The sequence below is a fragment of the Streptomyces capitiformicae genome, assembly GCF_002214185.1.
In the GTDB taxonomy this organism is placed as follows: Bacteria; Actinomycetota; Actinomycetes; order Streptomycetales; family Streptomycetaceae; genus Streptomyces; species Streptomyces capitiformicae.
In genome coordinates this window covers 5,371,331-5,390,988 of sequence record NZ_CP022161.1, presented here as the reverse complement: position 1 = coordinate 5,390,988, position 19,658 = coordinate 5,371,331, and the positions used below count along the sequence as shown (strand labels likewise).

The 19,658-nt window shown below is 68.7% G+C and carries 14 protein-coding genes; 1 reads left to right on the top strand and 13 read right to left on the bottom strand.

The features are described from left to right. Positions 1–53 precede the first annotated feature (53 nt). Positions 54–1,289, bottom strand: coding sequence for a carboxylate--amine ligase (locus CES90_RS24045; protein WP_373313349.1), 1,236 nt, complete (start codon positions 1,287–1,289; stop codon positions 54–56). 232 nt (positions 1,290–1,521) lie between these two features. On the opposite strand from CES90_RS24045, the gene fahA reads away from it, so the two are divergent. After that, complete coding sequence (gene fahA, locus CES90_RS24040) at positions 1,522–2,760, top strand: fumarylacetoacetase (RefSeq protein WP_189783241.1); 1,239 nt, start codon at positions 1,522–1,524, stop codon at positions 2,758–2,760. A 249-nt stretch (positions 2,761–3,009) separates the two neighbouring features. On the opposite strand, the gene recQ is transcribed toward fahA, so the two are convergent. The 12 genes from recQ to CES90_RS23980 form a co-directional block, all read right to left on the bottom strand. Further along, positions 3,010–5,067: a DNA helicase RecQ gene (recQ, locus tag CES90_RS24035; protein WP_189783242.1), complete on the bottom strand. Its 2,058-nt coding sequence runs from the start codon at positions 5,065–5,067 to the stop codon at positions 3,010–3,012. 215 nt (positions 5,068–5,282) lie between these two features. Continuing rightward, entirely contained in the window at positions 5,283–6,932 is a 1,650-nt protein-coding gene (nuoN, locus tag CES90_RS24030; protein ID WP_189783243.1) for an NADH-quinone oxidoreductase subunit NuoN, read from the bottom strand. Further along, entirely contained in the window at positions 6,929–8,500 is a 1,572-nt protein-coding gene (locus tag CES90_RS24025) for an NADH-quinone oxidoreductase subunit M (protein ID WP_189783244.1), read from the bottom strand. Before CES90_RS24025 ends, nuoN begins: the two co-directional genes overlap by 4 nt. Before the next feature lie 5 nt (positions 8,501–8,505). Beyond that, complete coding sequence (gene nuoL / locus CES90_RS24020; protein ID WP_189783245.1) at positions 8,506–10,446, bottom strand: NADH-quinone oxidoreductase subunit L; 1,941 nt, start codon at positions 10,444–10,446, stop codon at positions 8,506–8,508. Between the two features lie 15 nt (positions 10,447–10,461). Beyond that, positions 10,462–10,761, bottom strand: a complete 300-nt coding sequence (nuoK, locus tag CES90_RS24015; protein ID WP_189783246.1) for an NADH-quinone oxidoreductase subunit NuoK — start codon at positions 10,759–10,761, stop codon at positions 10,462–10,464. Continuing rightward, on the bottom strand, positions 10,758–11,591 hold the full coding sequence (locus CES90_RS24010) for an NADH-quinone oxidoreductase subunit J (RefSeq protein WP_189783247.1): 834 nt from the start codon (positions 11,589–11,591) through the stop codon (positions 10,758–10,760). The genes nuoK and CES90_RS24010 overlap by 4 nt, the downstream gene beginning before the upstream one ends. Next, a complete protein-coding gene (gene nuoI / locus CES90_RS24005; protein ID WP_189783248.1) occupies positions 11,588–12,229 on the bottom strand; it encodes an NADH-quinone oxidoreductase subunit NuoI in 642 nt (213 codons plus the stop codon). Before nuoI ends, CES90_RS24010 begins: the two co-directional genes overlap by 4 nt. After that, positions 12,222–13,586 (bottom strand): NADH-quinone oxidoreductase subunit NuoH, encoded by a 1,365-nt coding sequence (nuoH, locus tag CES90_RS24000; RefSeq protein ID WP_189783249.1) that lies wholly within the window; start codon positions 13,584–13,586, stop codon positions 12,222–12,224. The genes nuoI and nuoH overlap by 8 nt, the downstream gene beginning before the upstream one ends. Continuing rightward, a complete protein-coding gene (locus CES90_RS23995) occupies positions 13,583–16,087 on the bottom strand; it encodes an NADH-quinone oxidoreductase subunit G (RefSeq protein ID WP_189783250.1) in 2,505 nt (834 codons plus the stop codon). The genes nuoH and CES90_RS23995 overlap by 4 nt, the downstream gene beginning before the upstream one ends. Beyond that, complete coding sequence (nuoF, locus tag CES90_RS23990) at positions 16,084–17,439, bottom strand: NADH-quinone oxidoreductase subunit NuoF (RefSeq protein ID WP_189783251.1); 1,356 nt, start codon at positions 17,437–17,439, stop codon at positions 16,084–16,086. Before nuoF ends, CES90_RS23995 begins: the two co-directional genes overlap by 4 nt. Further along, the gene (gene nuoE / locus CES90_RS23985) at positions 17,439–18,272 is read right to left on the bottom strand and encodes an NADH-quinone oxidoreductase subunit NuoE (protein WP_189783406.1); all 834 of its coding nucleotides are present in this window, start codon (positions 18,270–18,272) and stop codon (positions 17,439–17,441) included. The genes nuoF and nuoE overlap by 1 nt, the downstream gene beginning before the upstream one ends. A 29-nt stretch (positions 18,273–18,301) precedes the next feature. After that, complete coding sequence (locus CES90_RS23980) at positions 18,302–19,624, bottom strand: NADH-quinone oxidoreductase subunit D (protein WP_189783252.1); 1,323 nt, start codon at positions 19,622–19,624, stop codon at positions 18,302–18,304. Between the last annotated feature and the right edge of the window lie 34 nt (positions 19,625–19,658).

Genomic DNA, 19,658 nt, shown 5'->3' with positions numbered 1-19,658 from the left:
TGTGAGTCATGCCTACGGGGAACCATGAGCCCTATGGGCCCTACCAAGCCCTACTAGGTCCTGCCGGCTGTCGCTGATCGCCTGGCACGCCATAGCTGATGGAGGTGTTTCGCCCCCGGCCGTACGAAGCGCGCCAGCATCGTGAGGAACGGCAGCGGGTCGTCACCCGCGAACCACGCCAGTTCCGTACCGCTCGCGCGAGCCGGCGCGTGCGGCGTCGTGTACCCACTGCGCCGGTAGGCGAGCAGGGCGGCCAGGTCGATGTTCTCCACGATGTACCGACGCCCGGCGAGTTGTTCCCCCTCCGGCACCGGACGCCCGGTCAGGTCAAGGTGCATGGCGCGCACGACATCGATCCCCGCCTCGTTCTCGAAGAGCCGGAACTGCGCGCCCATCCGTGGGTTGAAGTCAAGAAGCTTGTACTGCCCGTCCCTCCTGTCGAACCGCAGATCCAGATCGATGACGCCGGTGAAGCCGATCTGTTTGATGAAACGGGCGGCGATATCCGCGAGTTCCGGATTATCGACTATGTACGCATTGGCAGTCATTCCCGCGTGCGGCGGCCACGACCGCACCTTCACACCGGTGAACATCGCCAGCGGCGTCGACTCCGTGTCGAAGTACGCGTGCACGATCCAGTCCTCGGCGTCCTCGCGGGGCAGATACTCCTGCAGGACGACCCCGGGCCGCTCGCCCCACCCCCGGGCGAGCCGCAGCAGCCCCTCCCGGTCGGCGATCCTCGTGGTCCCGTTCACCGCCGGCCGACTGCGCCGCTCGAACGCCTCCCGGTTCTTGGCCACCACGGGAAAGCGCGCCCGCTCGGCGAACCGTTCGATCTCCTCGTAGGACTGCGGAAAGACGCCCGTGGGACTGGGGATCCCGTGCTCGGCGCACAGTTCGTGCAGCCCCTGCTTGCTGGCGAGCCGCCGGGGCAACTTGGCGTCGACGCACGGAAAGAGGAACCGCGCCGCCAGCGCGTCCTGGTGCTCGGCGATGAGCACCGCGGCCTCTTCGTCGGTGGGTATGAGTACGGTCGGCCGCCCGATCTTCCGCCCGATCCCGAGCAGTCCCTCCACCAGTCGCTCGGGCTCCTCGGTCCCGGCAGTCGGCCATACGAACGCCTGCCGCAGATACCGCGAGACGGCGGCCGGTGTACAACGGTCCTCCGCGATCGCATACATGGGCACGCCCAGCCGCCCCAGACTGCGGATGGCACCCACCCCTCCATGGTGCAGCGGATAGTCACCGAACTTCACGATGAGCCCCGGAACGCTCCGATCCACGGGAATCGGCGCACCCCGAGCACCCCCGGCCACGGGTCCCCCCACGTGTCCCCCCTACCGGACCCGGACCCACCCCGTCCGCGTCCCCCAGAGGAAGCTAAGCCGGAACCTTCCCCTCCGAACCTCCCCTATCAGGACATTGCGAACTCTTTAGACACTCCCCGTTCTCGTCACTCCCCCGTAACGTGTGCCGCGACCAGACGGAACGACGGAACACACGAGAGCGAGGCAGCACCCGATGCCCCCCTTCGATGTCCCCGAGGGCGATCCCTTCGACGTCCCCGAAGGCCACCCCTTCGGCCCGCACAACCTCCCCTACGGCGTCTTCGCCCCGGCCGGCTCCGAGACCCGCCGGGTCGGGGTCCGCCTCGGGGACCACGTCCTGGACGCGGGCGCGGCGGCACAGGCCCTCGGCTCCCCCTACGCCTCCCTCCTCGCCCACCCCACCCTCAACCCGCTCCTCGCCGCGGGCCGCACCGCCTGGTCGGACATCCGTCGGGCCCTGACGGCCTGGCTGACGGTCCCCTCGCACCGCGAAACGATCACCCCCCACTTCCACCCGCTCTCCTCCGTCACCCTCAACCTCCCCTTCGAGGTCGCCGACTACGTCGACTTCTACGCCTCGGAGAACCACGCCCGGAACGTCGGTCAGATCTTCCGCCCCGACTCACCGGACCCGCTGACCCCCAACTGGAAGCATCTGCCCATCGGCTACCACGGCCGATCAGGCACCGTTGTCGTCTCCGGTACCGACGTGGTACGGCCCTCCGGCCAGCGCAAAGCCCCCACGGACTCCGCTCCGCTCTTCGGCCCGTCCACCCGCCTCGACATCGAAGCGGAGGTCGGCTTCGTAGTCGGAGCTCCCTCGGACATGGGCAGCCCGGTGGCCCTCTCCTCCTTCCGCGACCACGTCTTCGGCCTCTGCCTCCTCAACGACTGGTCCGCCCGCGACATCCAGGCCTGGGAGTACGTCCCCCTGGGCCCCTTCCTCGGCAAGTCCTTCGCCACGTCCGTATCGGCATGGATCACCCCGCTGGACGCCCTGGACGAGGCCCGCGTGCCCCCTCCGCCCCGCACCCACGACCTGCTCCCCTACCTGGACGACTCCACCGAGGACCCCTGCGGCTACGACCTCCGCATCACCGTCACCATCAACGGCCACACCGTCTCCGAGCCCCCCTTCTCCACCATGTACTGGACCGCCGCCCAACAACTGGCCCACATGACCGTCAACGGCGCCTCCCTCCGCACCGGCGACCTCTACGGCTCAGGCACCGTCAGCGGCCCCTCCCCCACCCAACGAGGCTCCCTCCTGGAACTCACCTGGAACGGCCGCGACCCCCTGGACCTCCCCAACGGCAAACGCACCTTCCTGGAAGACGGCGACGAGGCAACCCTCACGGCCTGGGCCCCCGGCCCGAACGGCACAAGGGTGGGCTTGGGCGAGGTGACGGGCAGGGTCCTGCCACCGACGTAGAACACGACGGCGGCACGACTGCCCGCAGCGAGAACAGTGGGTGGCACGGCCACCACAACGGCAGGTCAGCCGCGAGACGGCGCAAGGGACCGTGCCGGTACGTCATGCCCGTCGCGCAGAGCGGCCCAGAGAACCCCAGCCCCTCGCCCCCGGACAGCAGGGAACCAAGCGACGGGCAGACGCACCGGCACGACCCCGACCCCCAACGCAACCGCACGCAGCCCGGCCAACCGCCGGAGGCAACCCGCCCTAGACCCAGTCGTCCGGCTCAGGCTCCGGTTCCACCCCCGACCAGTCGAAGTCCTCCTCCGCACCGCCCTCCGAAGAAGAAGCAGCACCCCCCAGCGAGGCAAGCACCCCCAACACCCCCTCCCCATACGTGACCAGCTTCTTCTCGCCGATCCCGCTGATGACGCCGAGCTCGGCGATCGTCGAGGGCCCGACCGACGCGATCTCCCGAAGCGTGGCGTCGTGGAAGATCACATACGCCGGGACACCCTGCTCACGCGCCTGCTCGGCACGCCACGCCCGCAGAGCCTCGAAAACGGGAAGCAACTCCGCCGGCAGCTCGGCCACGGCAGCCTTGGCCTTCCGCTCCCCCCGCCCGGAGCCGGACACCTCCGCTGCTCCCGACCCCGCCCGCGAGGCCACCGGCTTCTTCGGCTCCTTACGCAGCGGCACCTCCCGCTCACGCCGCAACACCGCCCCGCTCGCCTCGGTGAGCACCAGCGTGCCGTACTCCCCTTCGACGGCAAGGAGCCCCTGCGCGAGCAACTGCCGTACGACGCCCCGCCATTCGCCCTCGGCCAGCTCCTCGCCGATACCGAAGACGGACAGCTGGTCGTGGTCGAACTGGATGACCTTGGCGGTCCGCCGCCCCAGCAGGATGTCGATGATCTGGACGGCACCGAACTTCTGGCCGCGCTCACGCTGGAGGCGCACCACCGTGGAGAGCACCTTCTGCGCCGCGACGGTGCCGTCCCAGGTCTGCGGGGGTACGAGGCAGGTGTCGCAGTTGCCGCAGCCGCCGGGCTCGGGCTCCTGTCCGAAGTACTGGAGCAGCTGTCCCCGACGGCACTGGGCCGTCTCGCACAGCGCCAGCATGGCGTCCAGGTGCGTGGCGGCCCGACGGCGGAACGCCTCGTCGCCCTCTCCGCTCTGGATGAGCTTGCGCTGCTGTATGACGTCGTTCAGCCCGTACGCCATCCATGCCGTGGAGGGCAGCCCGTCACGCCCGGCACGGCCGGTCTCCTGGTAGTAACCCTCCACCGACTTCGGCAGGTCGAGGTGGGCGACGAACCGCACGTCGGGCTTGTCGATGCCCATCCCGAAGGCGATCGTGGCGACCACCACGAGCCCTTCCTCGCGCAGGAACCGGGCCTGGTGCGCCGCGCGCGTACCCGAGTCGAGCCCCGCGTGGTACGGCACCGCCTCGATGCCGTTCTTGCTCAGGAACTCCGCTGTCCGCTCGACAGAGTTGCGCGACAGGCAGTAGACGATGCCCGCGTCTCCGGCGTGCTCCTGGCTCAGGAAGGACAGCAACTGCTTCTTGGGGTCGGCCTTGGGCACGATCCGGTACTGGATGTTGGGCCGGTCGAAGCTCGCCTCGAAGTGCCGTGCCCGCGGCATGGCCAGCCGCTCGGTGATCTCCCGGTGCGTCGCCCGTGTCGCGGTGGCCGTGAGCGCGATGCGCGGTACGTCCGGCCAGCGCTCACCCAGCAACGACAGGGCCAGATAGTCGGGCCGGAAGTCATGTCCCCACTGGGAGACACAGTGCGCCTCGTCGATCGCGAACACCGAGATCTTGCCGCGTGCGAGGAGATCCAGCGTCGCGTCGAGCCGCAGCCGCTCCGGCGCGAGGTACAGCAGATCCAGCTCACCCGCGAGGAACTCCGCCTCGACCACGCGCCGCTCGTCGAAGTCCTGCGTGGAGTTCATGAACCCGGCGCGCACCCCCAGCGCCCGCAGCGCGTCCACCTGGTCCTGCATCAGCGCGATCAGGGGCGACACCACGATGCCCGTGCCGGGCCTGACCAGGGCCGGAATCTGATAGCAGAGCGACTTTCCCCCGCCGGTCGGCATCAGGACGACGGCGTCACCGCCCGTGACCACATGCTCGATGACCGCTTCCTGCTCACCCCGGAAGGCGTCGTACCCGAAGACCCGATGGAGCACGGCCAGCGCCTCGCTCTCCGCCGAGCGCCCGGTGCCCACGCCACCTCCTGGTCCCTGGGCCGTCCCGCTCTCGCCCGCCCCGGCCATCCAGTCCTCGTCCGCCATCACACTCGTCCCGCCCGTCCCGATCATCGCCCGTCCCCCGTGCCCTACGTCCTACGCCACCCGCGCGCTTCCTCCAGCCCTTGCCACGATAGGCGCCCGCACCGACAGCCTCAGAGTTATCCACAGGCTCCACCCTTCGGAGTGCGCCGCGCCCACGTTCAGCCCATCGGCCCGCCCACGTATGAACGGGACCCGGTCTCCAAGGAGACCGGGTCCCGTCATGTCCGCACTCCAGGCGGGCGTCAGCGCACGAACGTGCCCGCCTGACCCGCCAGATCCAGGAAGTACTGCGGCGCCACACCCAGCACCAGCGTGACCGCCACGCCGACGCCGATCGCGGTCATGGTCAGCGGCGACGGCACGGCCACCGTCGGCCCCTCCGGTCGTGGCTCGCTGAAGAACATCAGCACGATCACGCGGATGTAGAAGAACGCGGCGATCGCCGAAGAGATCACACCGACCACCACGATCGCACCCGCGCCGCCCTCCGCCGCCGCCTTGAACACCGCGAACTTCCCGGCGAACCCGGACGTCAGCGGAATGCCCGCGAAGGCCAGCAGGAAGACCGCGAACACGGCCGCCACCAGCGGCGACCTGCGCCCGAGCCCGGCCCACTTGGACAGGTGGGTCGCCTCCCCGCCCGCGTCCCGCACCAACGTCACCACGGCGAACGCACCGATCGTCACGAACGAGTACGCGCCCAAATAGAACAGCACCGACGAGACACCGTCCGGCGAGGTCGCGATGACACCGGCGAGGATGAATCCCGCGTGCGCGATCGACGAGTACGCGAGCAGCCGCTTGATGTCGGTCTGGGTGATGGCGACGATCGCGCCGCCCAGCATGGTGACGATGGCGACGGCCCACATGACCGGCCGCCAGTCCCAGCGCAGGCCCGGCAGGACGACGTACAGCAGACGCAGCAGCGCGCCAAAGGCCGCCACCTTGGTGGCCGCCGCCATGAACCCGGTGACCGGCGTCGGCGCGCCCTGGTACACGTCCGGCGTCCACATGTGGAACGGCACCGCGCCCACCTTGAACAGCAGGCCCATGACGACCATGGCGGTGCCGATGAGAAGCAGCGCGTCGTTGCCCATGGTTCCGGCGAGCGCCGGGGTGATCTCCGTGACGGTCCCGTCGACGACCTGCGCGATCGTCGCGTACGACACCGAGCCCGCGTAGCCGTACAGCAGTGCGATGCCGAAGAGGGTGAACGCGGAGGCGAAGGCGCCGAGGAGGAAGTACTTGACCGCGGCCTCCTGCGACATGAGCCGCTTGCGGCGGGCCACGGCGCACAGCAGGTACAGCGGGAGGGAGAAGACTTCCAGGGCGATGAACAGGGTCAGCAGATCGTTCGACGCCGGGAAGATCAGCATGCCGCCGATGGCAAACAGCAGCAGCGGGAACACCTCGGTGGTGGTGAACCCGGCTTTCACGGCGGCCTTCTCGCTGTCACTGCCGGGCACGGACGCGGCCTGTGCGGCGAAGGAGTCGACCTTGTTGCCGTGTGCCGCCGGGTCGAGCCGCCGCTCGGCGAAGGTGAAGACGCCGAGGATGCCGGCGAGCAGGATCGTGCCCTGCAGGAACAGTGCCGGTCCGTCGACGGCGATGGCGCCCATCGCCGCGATGCCGGCCTTCGTCGTGCCGTATCCGCCCGCCGCGAGAGCGACGACCGCGGCGAAGGCGGCCGCGAGAGCGACGACGGAGACGAACACCTGGGCGTAGTAGCGGATCTTGCGTGGCACGAAGGCCTCGATCAGGATCCCGATGATCGCCGCCCCGATGACGATCAAGGTGGGCGACAATTGCCCGTATTCGATATCCGGCGCGCCGATCTTGTCGATCGGACCGGCCGCCGTTGTCCACAGGCTGTGGACGGCTGATGCGCTCACTTGGCCGCCTCCACCTCGGGCTTGGGGTCCTGCTTCTGTACGTCGGACAGGGTCTGCTTGACCGCCGGGTTGACGATGTCGGTGACCGGCTTCGGGTAGACGCCCAGGAAGATCAGCAGCACGACCAGCGGGGCGACCACTACCAGTTCCCGCACTCTCAGGTCGGGCATGCCCTCCACCTCGGCCTTCACCGGGCCCGTCATCGTCCGCTGGTAGAGGACGAGGGTGTAGAGCGCGGCCAGGACGATGCCGAGAGTGGCGATGATCCCGATCACCGGGTAGCGCGCAAACGTGCCGACCAGGACCAGGAACTCACTGACGAACGGGGCGAGTCCCGGCAGTGACAGGGTCGCGAGGCCGCCGATCAGGAACGTGCCGGCGAGCACCGGCGCGACCTTCTGGACACCGCCGTAGTCGGCGATGAGCCGGGATCCGCGCCGCGAGATCAGGAAGCCCGCGACCAGCATCAGGGCGGCGGTCGAGATCCCGTGGTTGACCATGTAGAGCGTCGCGCCCGACTGGCCCTGGCTGGTCATCGCGAAGATGCCCAGGATGATGAAGCCGAAGTGCGAGATCGACGCGTACGCCACCAGCCGCTTGATGTCGCGCTGGCCGACCGCGAGCAGGGCCCCGTAGATGATGCTGATGAGCGCCAGTACGAGGATCGCGGGCGTCGCCCACTTGCTCGCCTCCGGGAAAAGCTGGAGGCAGAAGCGCAGCATCGCGAAGGTGCCCACCTTGTCGACGACCGCCGTGATCAGCACGGCGACCGGGGCGGTGGATTCCTGCATGGCGTTGGGCAGCCAGGTGTGCAGCGGCCACAGGGGCGCCTTCACCGCGAACGCGAAGAAGAAGCCGAGGAACAGCCATCGTTCGGTGCTGGTCGCCATCTCCAGCGATCCGTTGGCGCGGGCCTCGGCGATCTCCGTGAGGGAGAAGTTCCCTGCGACCACGTACAGGCCGATCACCGCGGCCAGCATGATCAGTCCGCCGACCAGGTTGTAGAGGAGGAACTTCACGGCGGCGTACGACCGTTGCGTGGACGCCGCCTCCTCGCCGTGCTCGTGGGCGCGGTCTCCGAAGCCGCCGATGAGGAAGTACATCGGGATGAGCATGGCTTCGAAGAAGATGTAGAAGAGGAAGACGTCGGTGGCCTCGAAGGAGATGATCACCATCGCCTCGACGGCCAGGATCAGGGCGAAGAAGCCCTGGGTGGGCCGCCACCTCTTGTTCCCGGTCTCCAGGGGGTCGGCGTCGTGCCAGCCCGCGAGGATGATGAACGGGATCAGCAGGGCGGTCAGCGCGATGAGCGCTACCGCGATGCCGTCCACGCCCAGCTCGTACCGCACTCCGAAGTTCTTGATCCAGGCGTGCGATTCAGTGAGCTGGTAACGGTCGCCGTCCGGGTCGAAGCGGACGAGGACGATCGCGGCGAGCACGAGTGTGGCCAGCGAGACGATCAACGCGAGCCATTTGGCGGCGGTGCGCTGGGCGGCCGGTACGGCGGCCGTGGCGATCGCCCCGAGGGCCGGGAGCGCCGCCGTCGCTGTCAGCAGAGGAAAGGACATCGGTATCAGACCGCCCTCATCAGCAGGGTCACGGCGATGAGGATCGCAGCGCCGCCGAACATCGAGACCGCGTACGAGCGGGCATAGCCGTTCTGGATGCGGCGCAGCCGCCCGGAGAGGCCGCCCATGGTGGCCGCCGTGCCGTTGACGACCCCGTCGACCAGGGTGTGGTCGACGTACACCAGCGAGCGCGTGAGGTGCTCTCCGCCGCGTACGAGGACGACGTGGTTGAAGTCGTCCTGGAGGAGGTCGCGGCGGGCGGCCCGGGTGAGCAGCGACCCGCGCGGGGCGACGACCGGGACGGGCCGACGCCCGTACTGGAGCCAGGCGAGGCCGACGCCGATGACCATCACGGCCACCGTGGATGCTGTGACCGCCGCCGCGCTGATCGGCGGGTGTCCATGCGCGTGCTCGGTGACGGGCTCCAGCCAGTGGATGAACCGGTCGCCGATGCTGAAGAACGCGCCCCCGAAGACCGACCCGACGGCCAGCACGATCATGGGGATCGTCATGACCCTGGGCGACTCGTGCGGGTGAGGCATCTCGCCGGGGTGCACCTCGATGCCGGGCTCGACACTCGGCGCCTTGTCCGGATCAGGCGCCGGCTGCCAACGTTCCTCCCCGAAGAACGTCATCAGCATCACGCGCGTCATGTAGAAGGCCGTGATGGCCGCGCCCAGGAGGGCGACGCCGCCAAGGATCCAGCCCTCGGTGCCGCCCTTGGCGAAGGCCGCCTCGATGATCTTGTCCTTGGAGAAGAACCCGGACAGACCGGGGAAGCCGATGATGGCGAGGTAGCCGAGGCCGAAGGTCACGAACGTGACCGGCATGTACTTGCGGAGGCCGCCGTACTTGCGCATGTCGACCTCGTCGTTCATGCCGTGCATGACCGAGCCGGCGCCGAGGAACAGCCCGGCCTTGAAGAAGCCGTGCGTCACCAGGTGCATGATCGCGAAGACGTAGCCGATCGGGCCGAGGCCGGCGGCCAGGATCATGTAGCCGATCTGCGACATCGTCGACCCGGCGAGGGCCTTCTTGATGTCGTCCTTCGCGCAACCGACGATCGCACCGAAGAGGAGCGTGACCGCGCCGACCACGGTGGTCGCCAGCTGCGCGTCCGGGGCCGCGTTGAAGATCTCCCCGGAGCGGACGATCAGGTAGACGCCCGCCGTCACCATGGTCGCGGCGTGGATGAGCGCCGAGACCGGGGTCGGGCCCTCCATCGCGTCCCCGAGCCAGGACTGCAGCGGCACCTGGGCGGACTTGCCGCAGGCGGCGAGCAGCAGCATCAGGCCGATGGCGGTGAGCACGCCTTCGCTGGTCTCACTCGTGGACTCCAGGACCGGCCCGAAGGCGAAGGTCCCGAAGGTGGTGAACATCAGCATGATGGCGATGGACAGGCCCATGTCGCCGACGCGGTTGACCAGGAAGGCCTTCTTCGCGGCGGTGGCGGCGCTGGGCTTGTGCTGCCAGAAGCCGATCAGCAGGTACGAGGCGAGGCCGACGCCCTCCCAGCCGACGTACAGCAGCAGGTAGTTGTCGGCGAGGACGAGCAGGAGCATCGCCGCGAGGAACAGGTTCAGATAGCCGAAGAAGCGGCGTCGGCGCTCGTCGTGCTCCATGTACCCGATCGAGTACACATGGATGAGCGAGCCGACTCCGGTGATCAGCAGTACGAACGTCATCGACAGCTGGTCGAGTTGGAAGGCGACGTCCGCCTGGAAGCCCTCGACCGGGATCCAGCTGAACAGGTGCTGGCCGATCTCACGGTGTTCGGCGTCCTTGCCGGCCATGTCGGCGAAGAGGACGACACCGATGACGAACGAGGCCGCGGCGAGGGCCGTGCCGAGCCAGTGGCCGACGGCGTCGAGGCGCCGGCCGCCGCACAGCAGGACCGCCGCTCCGAGCAGGGGCGCCGCCACCAGCAGCGCAATCAGGTTCTCCACGATTCTTCCGACCCCTTACAGCTTCATCAGGCTGGCGTCGTCGACCGAGGCCGAGTGGCGGGAGCGGAACAGCGACACGATGATCGCAAGTCCGACCACGACCTCCGCGGCGGCGACGACCATCGTGAAGAAGGCGATGATCTGGCCGTCGAGATTGCCGTGCATTCGGGAGAAGGCGACGAGGGCGAGGTTGCAGGCGTTGAGCATCAGCTCGACGCACATGAACACCACGATCGCGTTCCGCCTGATCAGGACGCCGGTGGCGCCGATCGTGAACAACAGGGTGGCGAGATACAGGTAGTTGACGGGATTCACTGCGATGCCTCCCCGTTCTTCCCGCTGCTTCCGCTGTTCGTGCGCTCCAGCCGGTCCTCGGCGCGCCGCTCCAGGGCCTTGAGGTCGTTCAGCGCCTGAGCCGACACGTCGCGGATCTGGCCGCGGTCCCGCAGCGTCTTGTTGACGGTCAGCTCGGACGGGGTGCCGTCGGGCAGCAGGCCCGCGATGTCGACCGCGTTGTGCCGCGCGTACACACCGGGTGCTGGCAGCGGCGGCAGGTGCTTGCCCTCGCGTACGCGCTGCTCGGCCAGCTCTCGCTGGGTCTTGGCGCGCTCGGTGCGCTCCCGGTGGGTGAGCACCATGGCGCCGACGGCGGCCGTGATCAGCAGGGCTCCCGTGAGTTCGAAGGCGAACACGTAGTCGGTGAAGATCAGGGCCGCGAGGCCCTCCACGTTCCCACCCGAGTTGGCCTGGGCGAGGCCGTTGAACTCCGTCAGCGTCGCGTTGCCGATGCCCGCGACGAGCAGGATGCCGAAGCCGAGGCCACACAGGAGAGCCAGCCAGCGCTGGCCCTTGATGGTCTCCTTCAGCGAGTCCGCGGCCGTGACACCGACAAGCATCACCACGAACAGGAACAGCATCATGATCGCGCCGGTGTAGACGACGATCTGCACGATGCCCAGGAAGTAGGCGCCGTTGGCGAGGTAGAACACCGCCAGGACAATCATGGTGCCGGCGAGGCAGAGCGCGCTGTGCACGGCCTTCTTCATGAAGACGGTGCACAGGGCGCCGATCACGGCGACGGTGCCGAGCACCCAGAACTGGAAGGCCTCACCGGTGGAAGTGGCGTAGGCGGCGAGCTGTGTCATCGGCGGATCACCTTCTCCGACGCCGGCTCGCCCTCGCCGAAAGACGAGGCGGCGTCCTGCGGCTTCTCGCCCTTGGAGGTGGCGACCTGGCGCTCCGTACCGGGCGCGGCCTCGGTGACCAGCCCCCGGTAGTAGTCCTGCTCATCCGTGCCGGGGTAGATGGCGTGGGGCGTGTCGACCATGCCCTCTTCCAGTCCGGCGAGCAGCTGCTCCTTGGTGTAGATGAGGTTGGCGCGGCTGGAGTCGGCCAACTCGAACTCGTTGGTCATCGTCAACGCGCGCGTGGGGCACGCCTCGATGCACAGACCGCACAGGATGCAGCGGGCGTAGTTGATCTGGTACACGCGGCCGTACCGCTCGCCCGGCGAGTAGCGCTCCTCGTCGGTGTTGTCCGCGCCCTCCACGTAGATGGCGTCGGCGGGACAGGCCCAGGCGCACAGCTCGCAGCCGACGCACTTCTCCAGGCCGTCCGGATGGCGGTTGAGCTGGTGCCGGCCGTGGAACCGCGGGGCCGTGGTCTTCTGCTGCTCCGGATACTGCTCGGTCAGCCGCTTCTTGAACATGGCCTTGAAGGTCACGCCAAAGCCGGCGACAGGGTTCTGGAAACCCGGCTTGGTCTCCTTCGGCTCCTCAGCCATCGGACGCCTCCTTCCCATTCGAAGATCCGTCACTGTCAGTATCGGACCCACCACTGACAATCAGCTCCCGCTCGCGGCGCGGCCGCCTGCGCGGCACCGGCGGGAGGTTCTGTCCGGGCAGGGGCGGTACGGGGAATCCGCCGGCCATCGGGTCGAAGGCGGCCGGTCCGGCGGGCTTCTCCTGTGCCTCGCGCCGCTCGCGGATCATGTCCGCCACGACCGAGAGCAGGAAGAGGACGAGGACGGCGCCACCGACGTAGAGCGCGATCTCGGCGAAGTCGTAGTTCTCGTTCCTGAGGGTCCGTACGGTCGCGACGAGCATCAGCCAGACCACGGAAACCGGGATGAGGACCTTCCAGCCGAGCTTCATCAGCTGGTCGTAGCGGACGCGCGGGAGTGTGCCGCGCAGCCAGATGAAGAAGAACAGCAGCAGCTGCACCTTCACCACGAACCAGAGCATCGGCCACCAGCCGTGGTTGGCGCCCTCCCAGAACGTGCTGATGGGCCAGGGGGCCCGCCAGCCGCCGAGGAAGAGGGTCACCGACACGGCCGAGACGGTCACCATATTCACGTATTCGGCGAGCATGAACATCGCGAACTTGATGGACGAGTACTCGGTGTTGAAGCCGCCGACCAGGTCGCCCTCGGACTCCGGCATGTCGAAGGGGGCGCGGTTGGTCTCACCGACCATGGTCACGATGTAGATCACGAACGACACCGGCAGCAGCACGATGTACCAGCGGTCCGCCTGCGCCTCGACGATCGCCGACGTCGACATCGACCCGGAGTACAGGAAGACGGAGGCGAAGGCGGCGCCCATGGCGATCTCGTAGGAGATCATCTGCGCGCAGGAGCGGAGGCCGCCCAGCAGCGGGTAGGTGGATCCGGAACTCCAACCCGCGAGAACGATCCCGTAGATGCCGACCGAGGCGACGGCGAGGATGTAGAGCATCGCGATCGGCAGGTCGGTGAGCTGCATCGTGGTGCGCTGACCGAAGATCGAGATCTCGTTTCCGGCCGGGCCGAAGGGGATCACCGCGATCGCCATGAAGGCCGGGATGGCCGCGACGATCGGCGCGAGGACGTAGACGACCTTGTCCGCGCGTTTGACGATGACGTCTTCCTTGAGCATCAGCTTGATGCCGTCGGCGAGCGACTGGAGCATGCCCCAGGGGCCGTGCCGGTTGGGGCCGATGCGCAGTTGCATCCAGGCGACGACCTTGCGCTCCCACACGATGGAGAACAGCACGGTCACCATCAGGAAGGCGAAGCAGAACACCGCCTTGATGACGACCAGCCACCAGGGGTCGCGGCCGAACATCGAGAGGTCTTCAGCGGCGAGGTAGTACGGGCTCATGCCTCCACCTCCTCGGGGGCCTCGGCGGCGAGCGTCGCGGGGCCGATGCGGACGAGTGCGCCGGGCAGTGCCCCGGTGTCGGAGGCGACGCCCGAGCCGGTGGAGTTCAGCGGCAGCCAGACGACGCGGTCGGGCATCTCGGTGATCTGCAGCGGCAGTTCGAGGACCCCGGCGGGGCCGCTGACCGCGAGGACGTCGCCGTTCTTGACGCCCGCCTCGGCGGCCGTGGCGGGTGACACACGCGCGCGTGCGGCATGCCGCGTGCCCGCGAGTGCCTCGTCGCCGTCCTGGAGCCGACCCTGGTCGAGCAGCAGCCGGTGCCCGGCCAGTACGGCCTCTCCGGCGGCCGGCCGGGGCAGCGTGGCCGCGGTCTCCAGCGGCTCCGTGGCCCGCGGCCCGTCCCAGGACCCGAGCCGGTCCAGCTCCGCGCGCGTGGTGCGCAGATCGGGCAGCCCCAGGTGGACGTCCATCGCGTCGGCCAGCATCTGGAGCGCCCGCCCGTCGGTGGGGGCCACCCGGCGCGTCATCTGGTCGGGCTTGAGCGCGGCCTCGAACATCCGCACCCGGCCTTCCCAGTTGACGAAGGTGCCCGCCTTCTCGGCCACCGCGGCGACCGGGAGGACGACATCCGCGTGCTCGGTGACCTCGCTGGGTCGCAGCTCCAGTGACACCAGGAAGCCCACCGCGGACAGTGCCTCACGCGCGCGTGCCGGATCGGGCAGGTCGGCGACCTCCACACCCGCCACCACCAGGGCCCCGAGCTCTCCGGTGGCGGCGGCCTCGACGATCTGCCCGGTGTCCCGGCCGTACCGGGAAGGGAGTTGGGCGACGCCCCAGACGCCGGCGACCTCCTCCCGCGCGCGCGGGTCGGTGGCCGGACGCCCGCCCGGCAGCACCGACGGCAGCGCCCCGGCCTCGACGGCACCGCGCTCCCCGGACCGGCGTGGGATCCACACCAGTTCGGCACCGGTCGCGGACGCGGCCCGTACGGCGGCGGTGAGCCCGCCCGCCACGGCCGCGAGCCGCTCCCCCACGACGATCACGGCGCCTTCGGTGCGCAGCGCCTCGGCGGCCTTGGTGCCGTCCTCCTCCAGACCGAACCCGCTCGCGAGCGCGTCCAGCCACTCGGTCTCGGTACCCGGGGCGGCGGGCAGCAGCGTGCCGCCGGCCTTCTCCAGACCCCGGGTGGCGTGGGTGGCCAGCGAGAACACCCGCTGCTTGTGCTTGCGCCACGCCTTGCGCAGCCGGAGGAAGACGCCGGGCGCCTCCTCCTCGGCCTCGAACCCGACCAGCAGCACCGCGGGCGCCTTCTCGAGGGCGGCGTACGTGACGCCCGTACCGTCGAGGTCGCGTCCGCGTCCGGCGACCCGCGCCGCCAGGAAGTCGGCCTCCTCGCCGCTGTGCACGCGCGCGCGGAAGTCGATGTCGTTCGTGTCGAGGGCCACGCGCGCGAACTTGCTGTACGCGTAGGCGTCCTCGACGGTGAGCCGGCCGCCGGTCAGGACACCGGCCCTGCCGCGCGCGGCGATAAGTCCCTGAGCGGCGGCCTCCAGGGCCTCCGGCCAGGACGCGGGCTCCAGGACGCCCGCCTCGTTGCGTACGAGCGGGGTGGTGAGCCGGTCCGGCCGCTGCGCGTACCGGAACGCGAACCGCCCCTTGTCGCAGATCCATTCCTCGTTGACCTCGGGGTCGTTGGCGGCGAGCCGCCGCATGACCTTGCCGCGCCGGTGGTCGGTGCGGGTCGCGCAACCGCCGGCGCAGTGCTCGCACACGGACGGCGAGGAGACGAGGTCGAACGGGCGGGAGCGGAATCGGTACGCCGCCGAGGTGAGCGCCCCCACGGGGCAGATCTGGATCGTGTTCCCGGAGAAGTACGACTCGAAGGGGTCGCCCTCGCCGGTGCCGACCTGCTGGAGCGCGCCCCGCTCGACGAGTTCGATCATCGGGTCGCCCGCGACCTGGTTGGAGAAGCGGGTGCAGCGGGCGCACAGCACGCACCGCTCACGGTCGAGCAGCACCTGCGTGGAGATCGGCACGGGCTTCTCGTAGGTGCGCTTCCTGCCCTCGAAGCGGGACTCGGCGTGGCCGTGCGACATGGCCTGGTTCTGCAGGGGGCACTCGCCGCCCTTGTCGCAGACCGGGCAGTCCAGCGGGTGGTTGATGAGCAGGAGCTCCATCACACCCTTCTGGGCCTTCTCCGCGACCGGCGAGGTGAGATGAGTCTTGACGACCATTCCGTCCGTACAGGTGATCGTGCAGGACGCCATGGGCTTGCGCTGGCCCTCGACCTCGACGATGCACTGGCGGCAGGCCCCTGCCGGGTCGAGCAGCGGGTGGTCGCAGAAGCGGGGGATCTCGATGCCGAGTTGTTCGGCGGCCCGGATGACCAGGGTGCCCTTGGGCACGCTGATCTCGGCGCCGTCGATCGTCAGCGAGACGAGATCTTCCGGCGGGACCGCCGCCTCCCCGCCTCCGGAGGGAGCGCTGGTGGTCACGGTCATGCGTTCACCTCCGCGTGCTTGTCCTTGTCGGCCCAGGCCGTCGACTTGGCCGGGTCGAAGGGGCAGCCCCGGCCCGTGATGTGGTCCTCGTACTCCGCGCGGAAGTACTTCAGGGAGGAGAAGATCGGCGAGGCGGCGCCGTCGCCGAGGGCGCAGAAGGACTTGCCGTTGATGTTGTCGGCGATGTCGTTCAGCTTGTCGAGGTCGCTCATGACGCCCTTACCGGCCTCGATGTCGCGCAGCAACTGCACGAGCCAGTACGTGCCTTCGCGGCAGGGTGTGCACTTGCCGCAGGACTCGTGGGCGTAGAACTCGGTCCAGCGGGTCACGGCGCGGACGACGCAGGTCGTCTCGTCGAAGCACTGGAGTGCTTTCGTGCCGAGCATGGAACCCGCGGCACCCACTCCTTCGTAATCAAGAGGGACGTCGAGATGCTCGTCGGTGAACATCGGGGTCGAGGAGCCGCCCGGCGTCCAGAACTTGAGGCGATGCCCGGGTCGCATTCCGCCGCTCATCTCCAGGAGTTGGCGGAGGGTGATGCCGAGCGGGGCCTCGAACTGGCCGGGATTGGCGACATGGCCGCTGAGCGAGTAGAGCGTGAAGCCGGGAGACTTCTCGCTGCCCATCGCCCTGAACCATTCCTTGCCGTTTTTCAGGATCGCGGGAACCGACGCGATCGACTCGACGTTATTCACCACAGTCGGACAGGCGTAGAGGCCTTCCACAGCAGGGAAGGGGGGACGAAGCCGCGGTTGACCACGGCGGCCTTCGAGCGAGTCGAGCAGTGCGGTCTCCTCACCACAGATGTACGCGCCCGCGCCCGCGTGCACGGTGAGGTCGAGGTCGAGTCCACTGCCCAGGATGTTCTCGCCGAGATAGCCAGCCGCGTAGGCCTCACGTACGGCCTCGTGCAACCGCCGCAATACGGGGACGACTTCACCACGCAGATAGATGAAGGCATGCGAAGACCTGATGGCATAACACGCGATGACGATGCCCTCGATGAGGCTATGCGGGTTCGCGAAGAGGAGCGGAATGTCCTTGCACGTTCCGGGCTCCGATTCGTCGGCGTTGACAACTAGATAGTGTGGTTTTCCATCACCTTGAGGAATGAACTGCCATTTCATTCCGGTCGGGAATCCCGCGCCGCCGCGGCCACGCAACCCGGAGTCCTTCACATAGGCGATGAGGTCGTCCGGCGTCATGGCGAGCGCCTTGCGGAGTCCCTCGTACCCCTCGTGCCTTCGGTAGACGTCGAGCGACCATGACCTGTCCTCGTCCCAGAAGGCCGACAGCACGGGTGCGAGCAGCTTCTCGGGGCTGGTGCCCTTGATCTCGGGTGCCAACGTCATCACTCCCCCTCCTCGGCGGTAGGCCCTGCCGGATGGGCAGGGTCGGAGGCCGATGTGTCCTGCGGCGCGTCGTGAGAACTGAGGTGCTCGGCCGGTGAAGGCTCGTGCACTGCCCTGTCCTGCGGCTCGTCGTGCGGGCCGCCGTCCCGTGGATGGACCACGCGCGCGGATCCGGTCTCTCCCCTTGCCAGGCGAAGGCCGACCAGCGACGCGGGTCCCGCACCGCCGCTTGCCTCGACGGCCCCTGGTCGCTCGTCGGGGAAGCCGGCGAGAATCCGCGCGGTCTCCTTGAAGGTGCACAGCGGTGCCCCACGCGTGGGCTCGACCTGCACTCCCGCGCGCAGGTCGTCGACGAGTTGCTTGGCGCTGTCGATGGTCTGGTTGTCGAAGAACTCCCAGTTGACCATCACGACCGGGGCGAAGTCGCAGGCCGCGTTGCACTCGATGTGCTCCAGGGTGACCTTGCCGTCGTCGGTGGTCCCGCCGTTGCCGACGCCCAGGTGGTCCTGGAGCGCCTCGAAGATGGCGTCGCCGCCCATGACCGCGCACAGGGTGTTGGTGCAGACGCCCACCTGGTAGTCACCGGAGGGCCTGCGCCGGTACATGGTGTAGAAGGTGGCGACCGCGGTGACCTCGGCCGTGGTCAGGCCCAGCACATCGGCGCAGAACTGCATGCCGGTACGGGTGACGTGACCCTCCTCCGACTGCACGAGATGCAGCAACGGCAGGAGGGCGGACCGGGAGTCCGGGTAGCGGGCGACGACCTCGGCGGCGTCCCGTTCCAGCCTGGCTCGAACGTCGTCCGGGTAGTCGGGCGCGGGCAGTTGGGGCATGCCCAGGCTGACGCCCTCGGGGGTGGTGGTCACCGGTCGACGCCTCCCATCACGGGGTCGATGGACGCGACGGCGACGATGACGTCGGCGACCTGGCCGCCCTCGCACATCGCCGCCATGGCCTGCAGATTGGTGAAGGACGGGTCGCGGAAGTGGACCCGGAAGGGGCGGGTGCCTCCGTCGGACACGGCGTGCACCCCGAGTTCGCCCTTGGGTGACTCGACCGCCGCGTACGCCTGTCCCGGCGGGACGCGGAAGCCCTCGGTCACCAGCTTGAAGTGGTGGATCAGGGCCTCCATGGAGGTGCCCATGATCTTCTTGATGTGGTCCAGGGAGTTGCCCAGGCCGTCCGGTCCCAGGGCGAGCTGGGCGGGCCAGGCGATCTTCTTGTCGGCGACCATGACCGGGCCGGGCTGCAGCCGGTCCAGGCACTGCTCGACGATGCGCAGCGACTGGCGCATCTCCTCCAGGCGGATCAGGAAGCGGCCGTAGGAGTCGCAGGTGTCGGCGGTCGGGACGTCGAAGTCGTATGTCTCGTAGCCGCAGTACGGCTGGGCCTTGCGCAGGTCGTGCGGGAGGCCGGCGGAGCGGAGGATCGGGCCGGTGGCGCCGAGGGCCATGCAGCCGGACAGGTCGAGGTAGCCGACGTCCTGCATACGGGCCTTGAAGATGGGGTTGCCGGTGGCGAGCTTGTCGTACTCGGGAAGGTTCTTCTTCATCTTCTTCACGAACTCGCGGATCTGGTCCACCGCGCCGGGCGGCAGGTCCTGGGCGAGTCCGCCGGGCCTGATGTACGCGTGGTTCATGCGCAGGCCGGTGATCAGCTCGTAGATGTCGAGAATGAGTTCACGATCACGGAAGCCGTAGATCATGATCGTGGTGGCGCCGAGCTCCATGCCGCCGGTGGCGATGCACACCAGGTGGGAGGAGAGGCGGTTCAGCTCCATGAGGAGCACGCGGATGATCGTGGCGCGGTCGGGGATCTGGTCCTCGATGCCGAGGAGCTTCTCCACGGCGAGGCAGTACGCCGTCTCGTTGAAGAACGGCGTGAGGTAGTCCATGCGCGTCACGAAGGTGGTGCCCTGGGTCCACGTGCGGAATTCGAGGTTCTTCTCGATGCCGGTGTGGAGGTAGCCGATGCCGCAGCGGGCTTCGGTGACGGTCTCGCCCTCGATCTCCAGGATGAGCCGGAGCACACCGTGGGTGGAGGGGTGCTGCGGGCCCATGTTGACGATCAGGCGCTCGTCGTCGGCGCGGGCCGCGGTCTCGACGACCTCGTCCCAGTCGCCGCCGGTGACCGTATATACGGTGCCCTCGGTGGTCTCGCGCGCGGAAGCGGCGGATGCAGTCATCACAGCCTCCCGAAGGGAGTCGTTGAGGGGCGGT

What these genes read in the sequence shown, in the direction of transcription:
- fahA (WP_189783241.1), top strand. Translation starts at nt 1,522, where the DNA reads ATGCCCCCCTTCGATGTCCCCGAGGGCGATCCCTTCGACGTCCCCGAA.
- nuoH (WP_189783249.1), bottom strand. Translation starts at nt 13,586, where the DNA reads ATGAGCCCGTACTACCTCGCCGCTGAAGACCTCTCGATGTTCGGCCGC.
- CES90_RS23995 (WP_189783250.1), bottom strand. Translation starts at nt 16,087, where the DNA reads ATGACCGTGACCACCAGCGCTCCCTCCGGAGGCGGGGAGGCGGCGGTC.
- CES90_RS24010 (WP_189783247.1), bottom strand. Translation starts at nt 11,591, where the DNA reads ATGACACAGCTCGCCGCCTACGCCACTTCCACCGGTGAGGCCTTCCAG.
- nuoI (WP_189783248.1), bottom strand. Translation starts at nt 12,229, where the DNA reads ATGGCTGAGGAGCCGAAGGAGACCAAGCCGGGTTTCCAGAACCCTGTC.
- nuoE (WP_189783406.1), bottom strand. Translation starts at nt 18,272, where the DNA reads ATGCCCCAACTGCCCGCGCCCGACTACCCGGACGACGTTCGAGCCAGG.
- CES90_RS24025 (WP_189783244.1), bottom strand. Translation starts at nt 8,500, where the DNA reads ATGTCCTTTCCTCTGCTGACAGCGACGGCGGCGCTCCCGGCCCTCGGG.
- nuoF (WP_189783251.1), bottom strand. Translation starts at nt 17,439, where the DNA reads ATGACGTTGGCACCCGAGATCAAGGGCACCAGCCCCGAGAAGCTGCTC.
- recQ (WP_189783242.1), bottom strand. Translation starts at nt 5,067, where the DNA reads ATGATCGGGACGGGCGGGACGAGTGTGATGGCGGACGAGGACTGGATG.
- CES90_RS23980 (WP_189783252.1), bottom strand. Translation starts at nt 19,624, where the DNA reads ATGACTGCATCCGCCGCTTCCGCGCGCGAGACCACCGAGGGCACCGTA.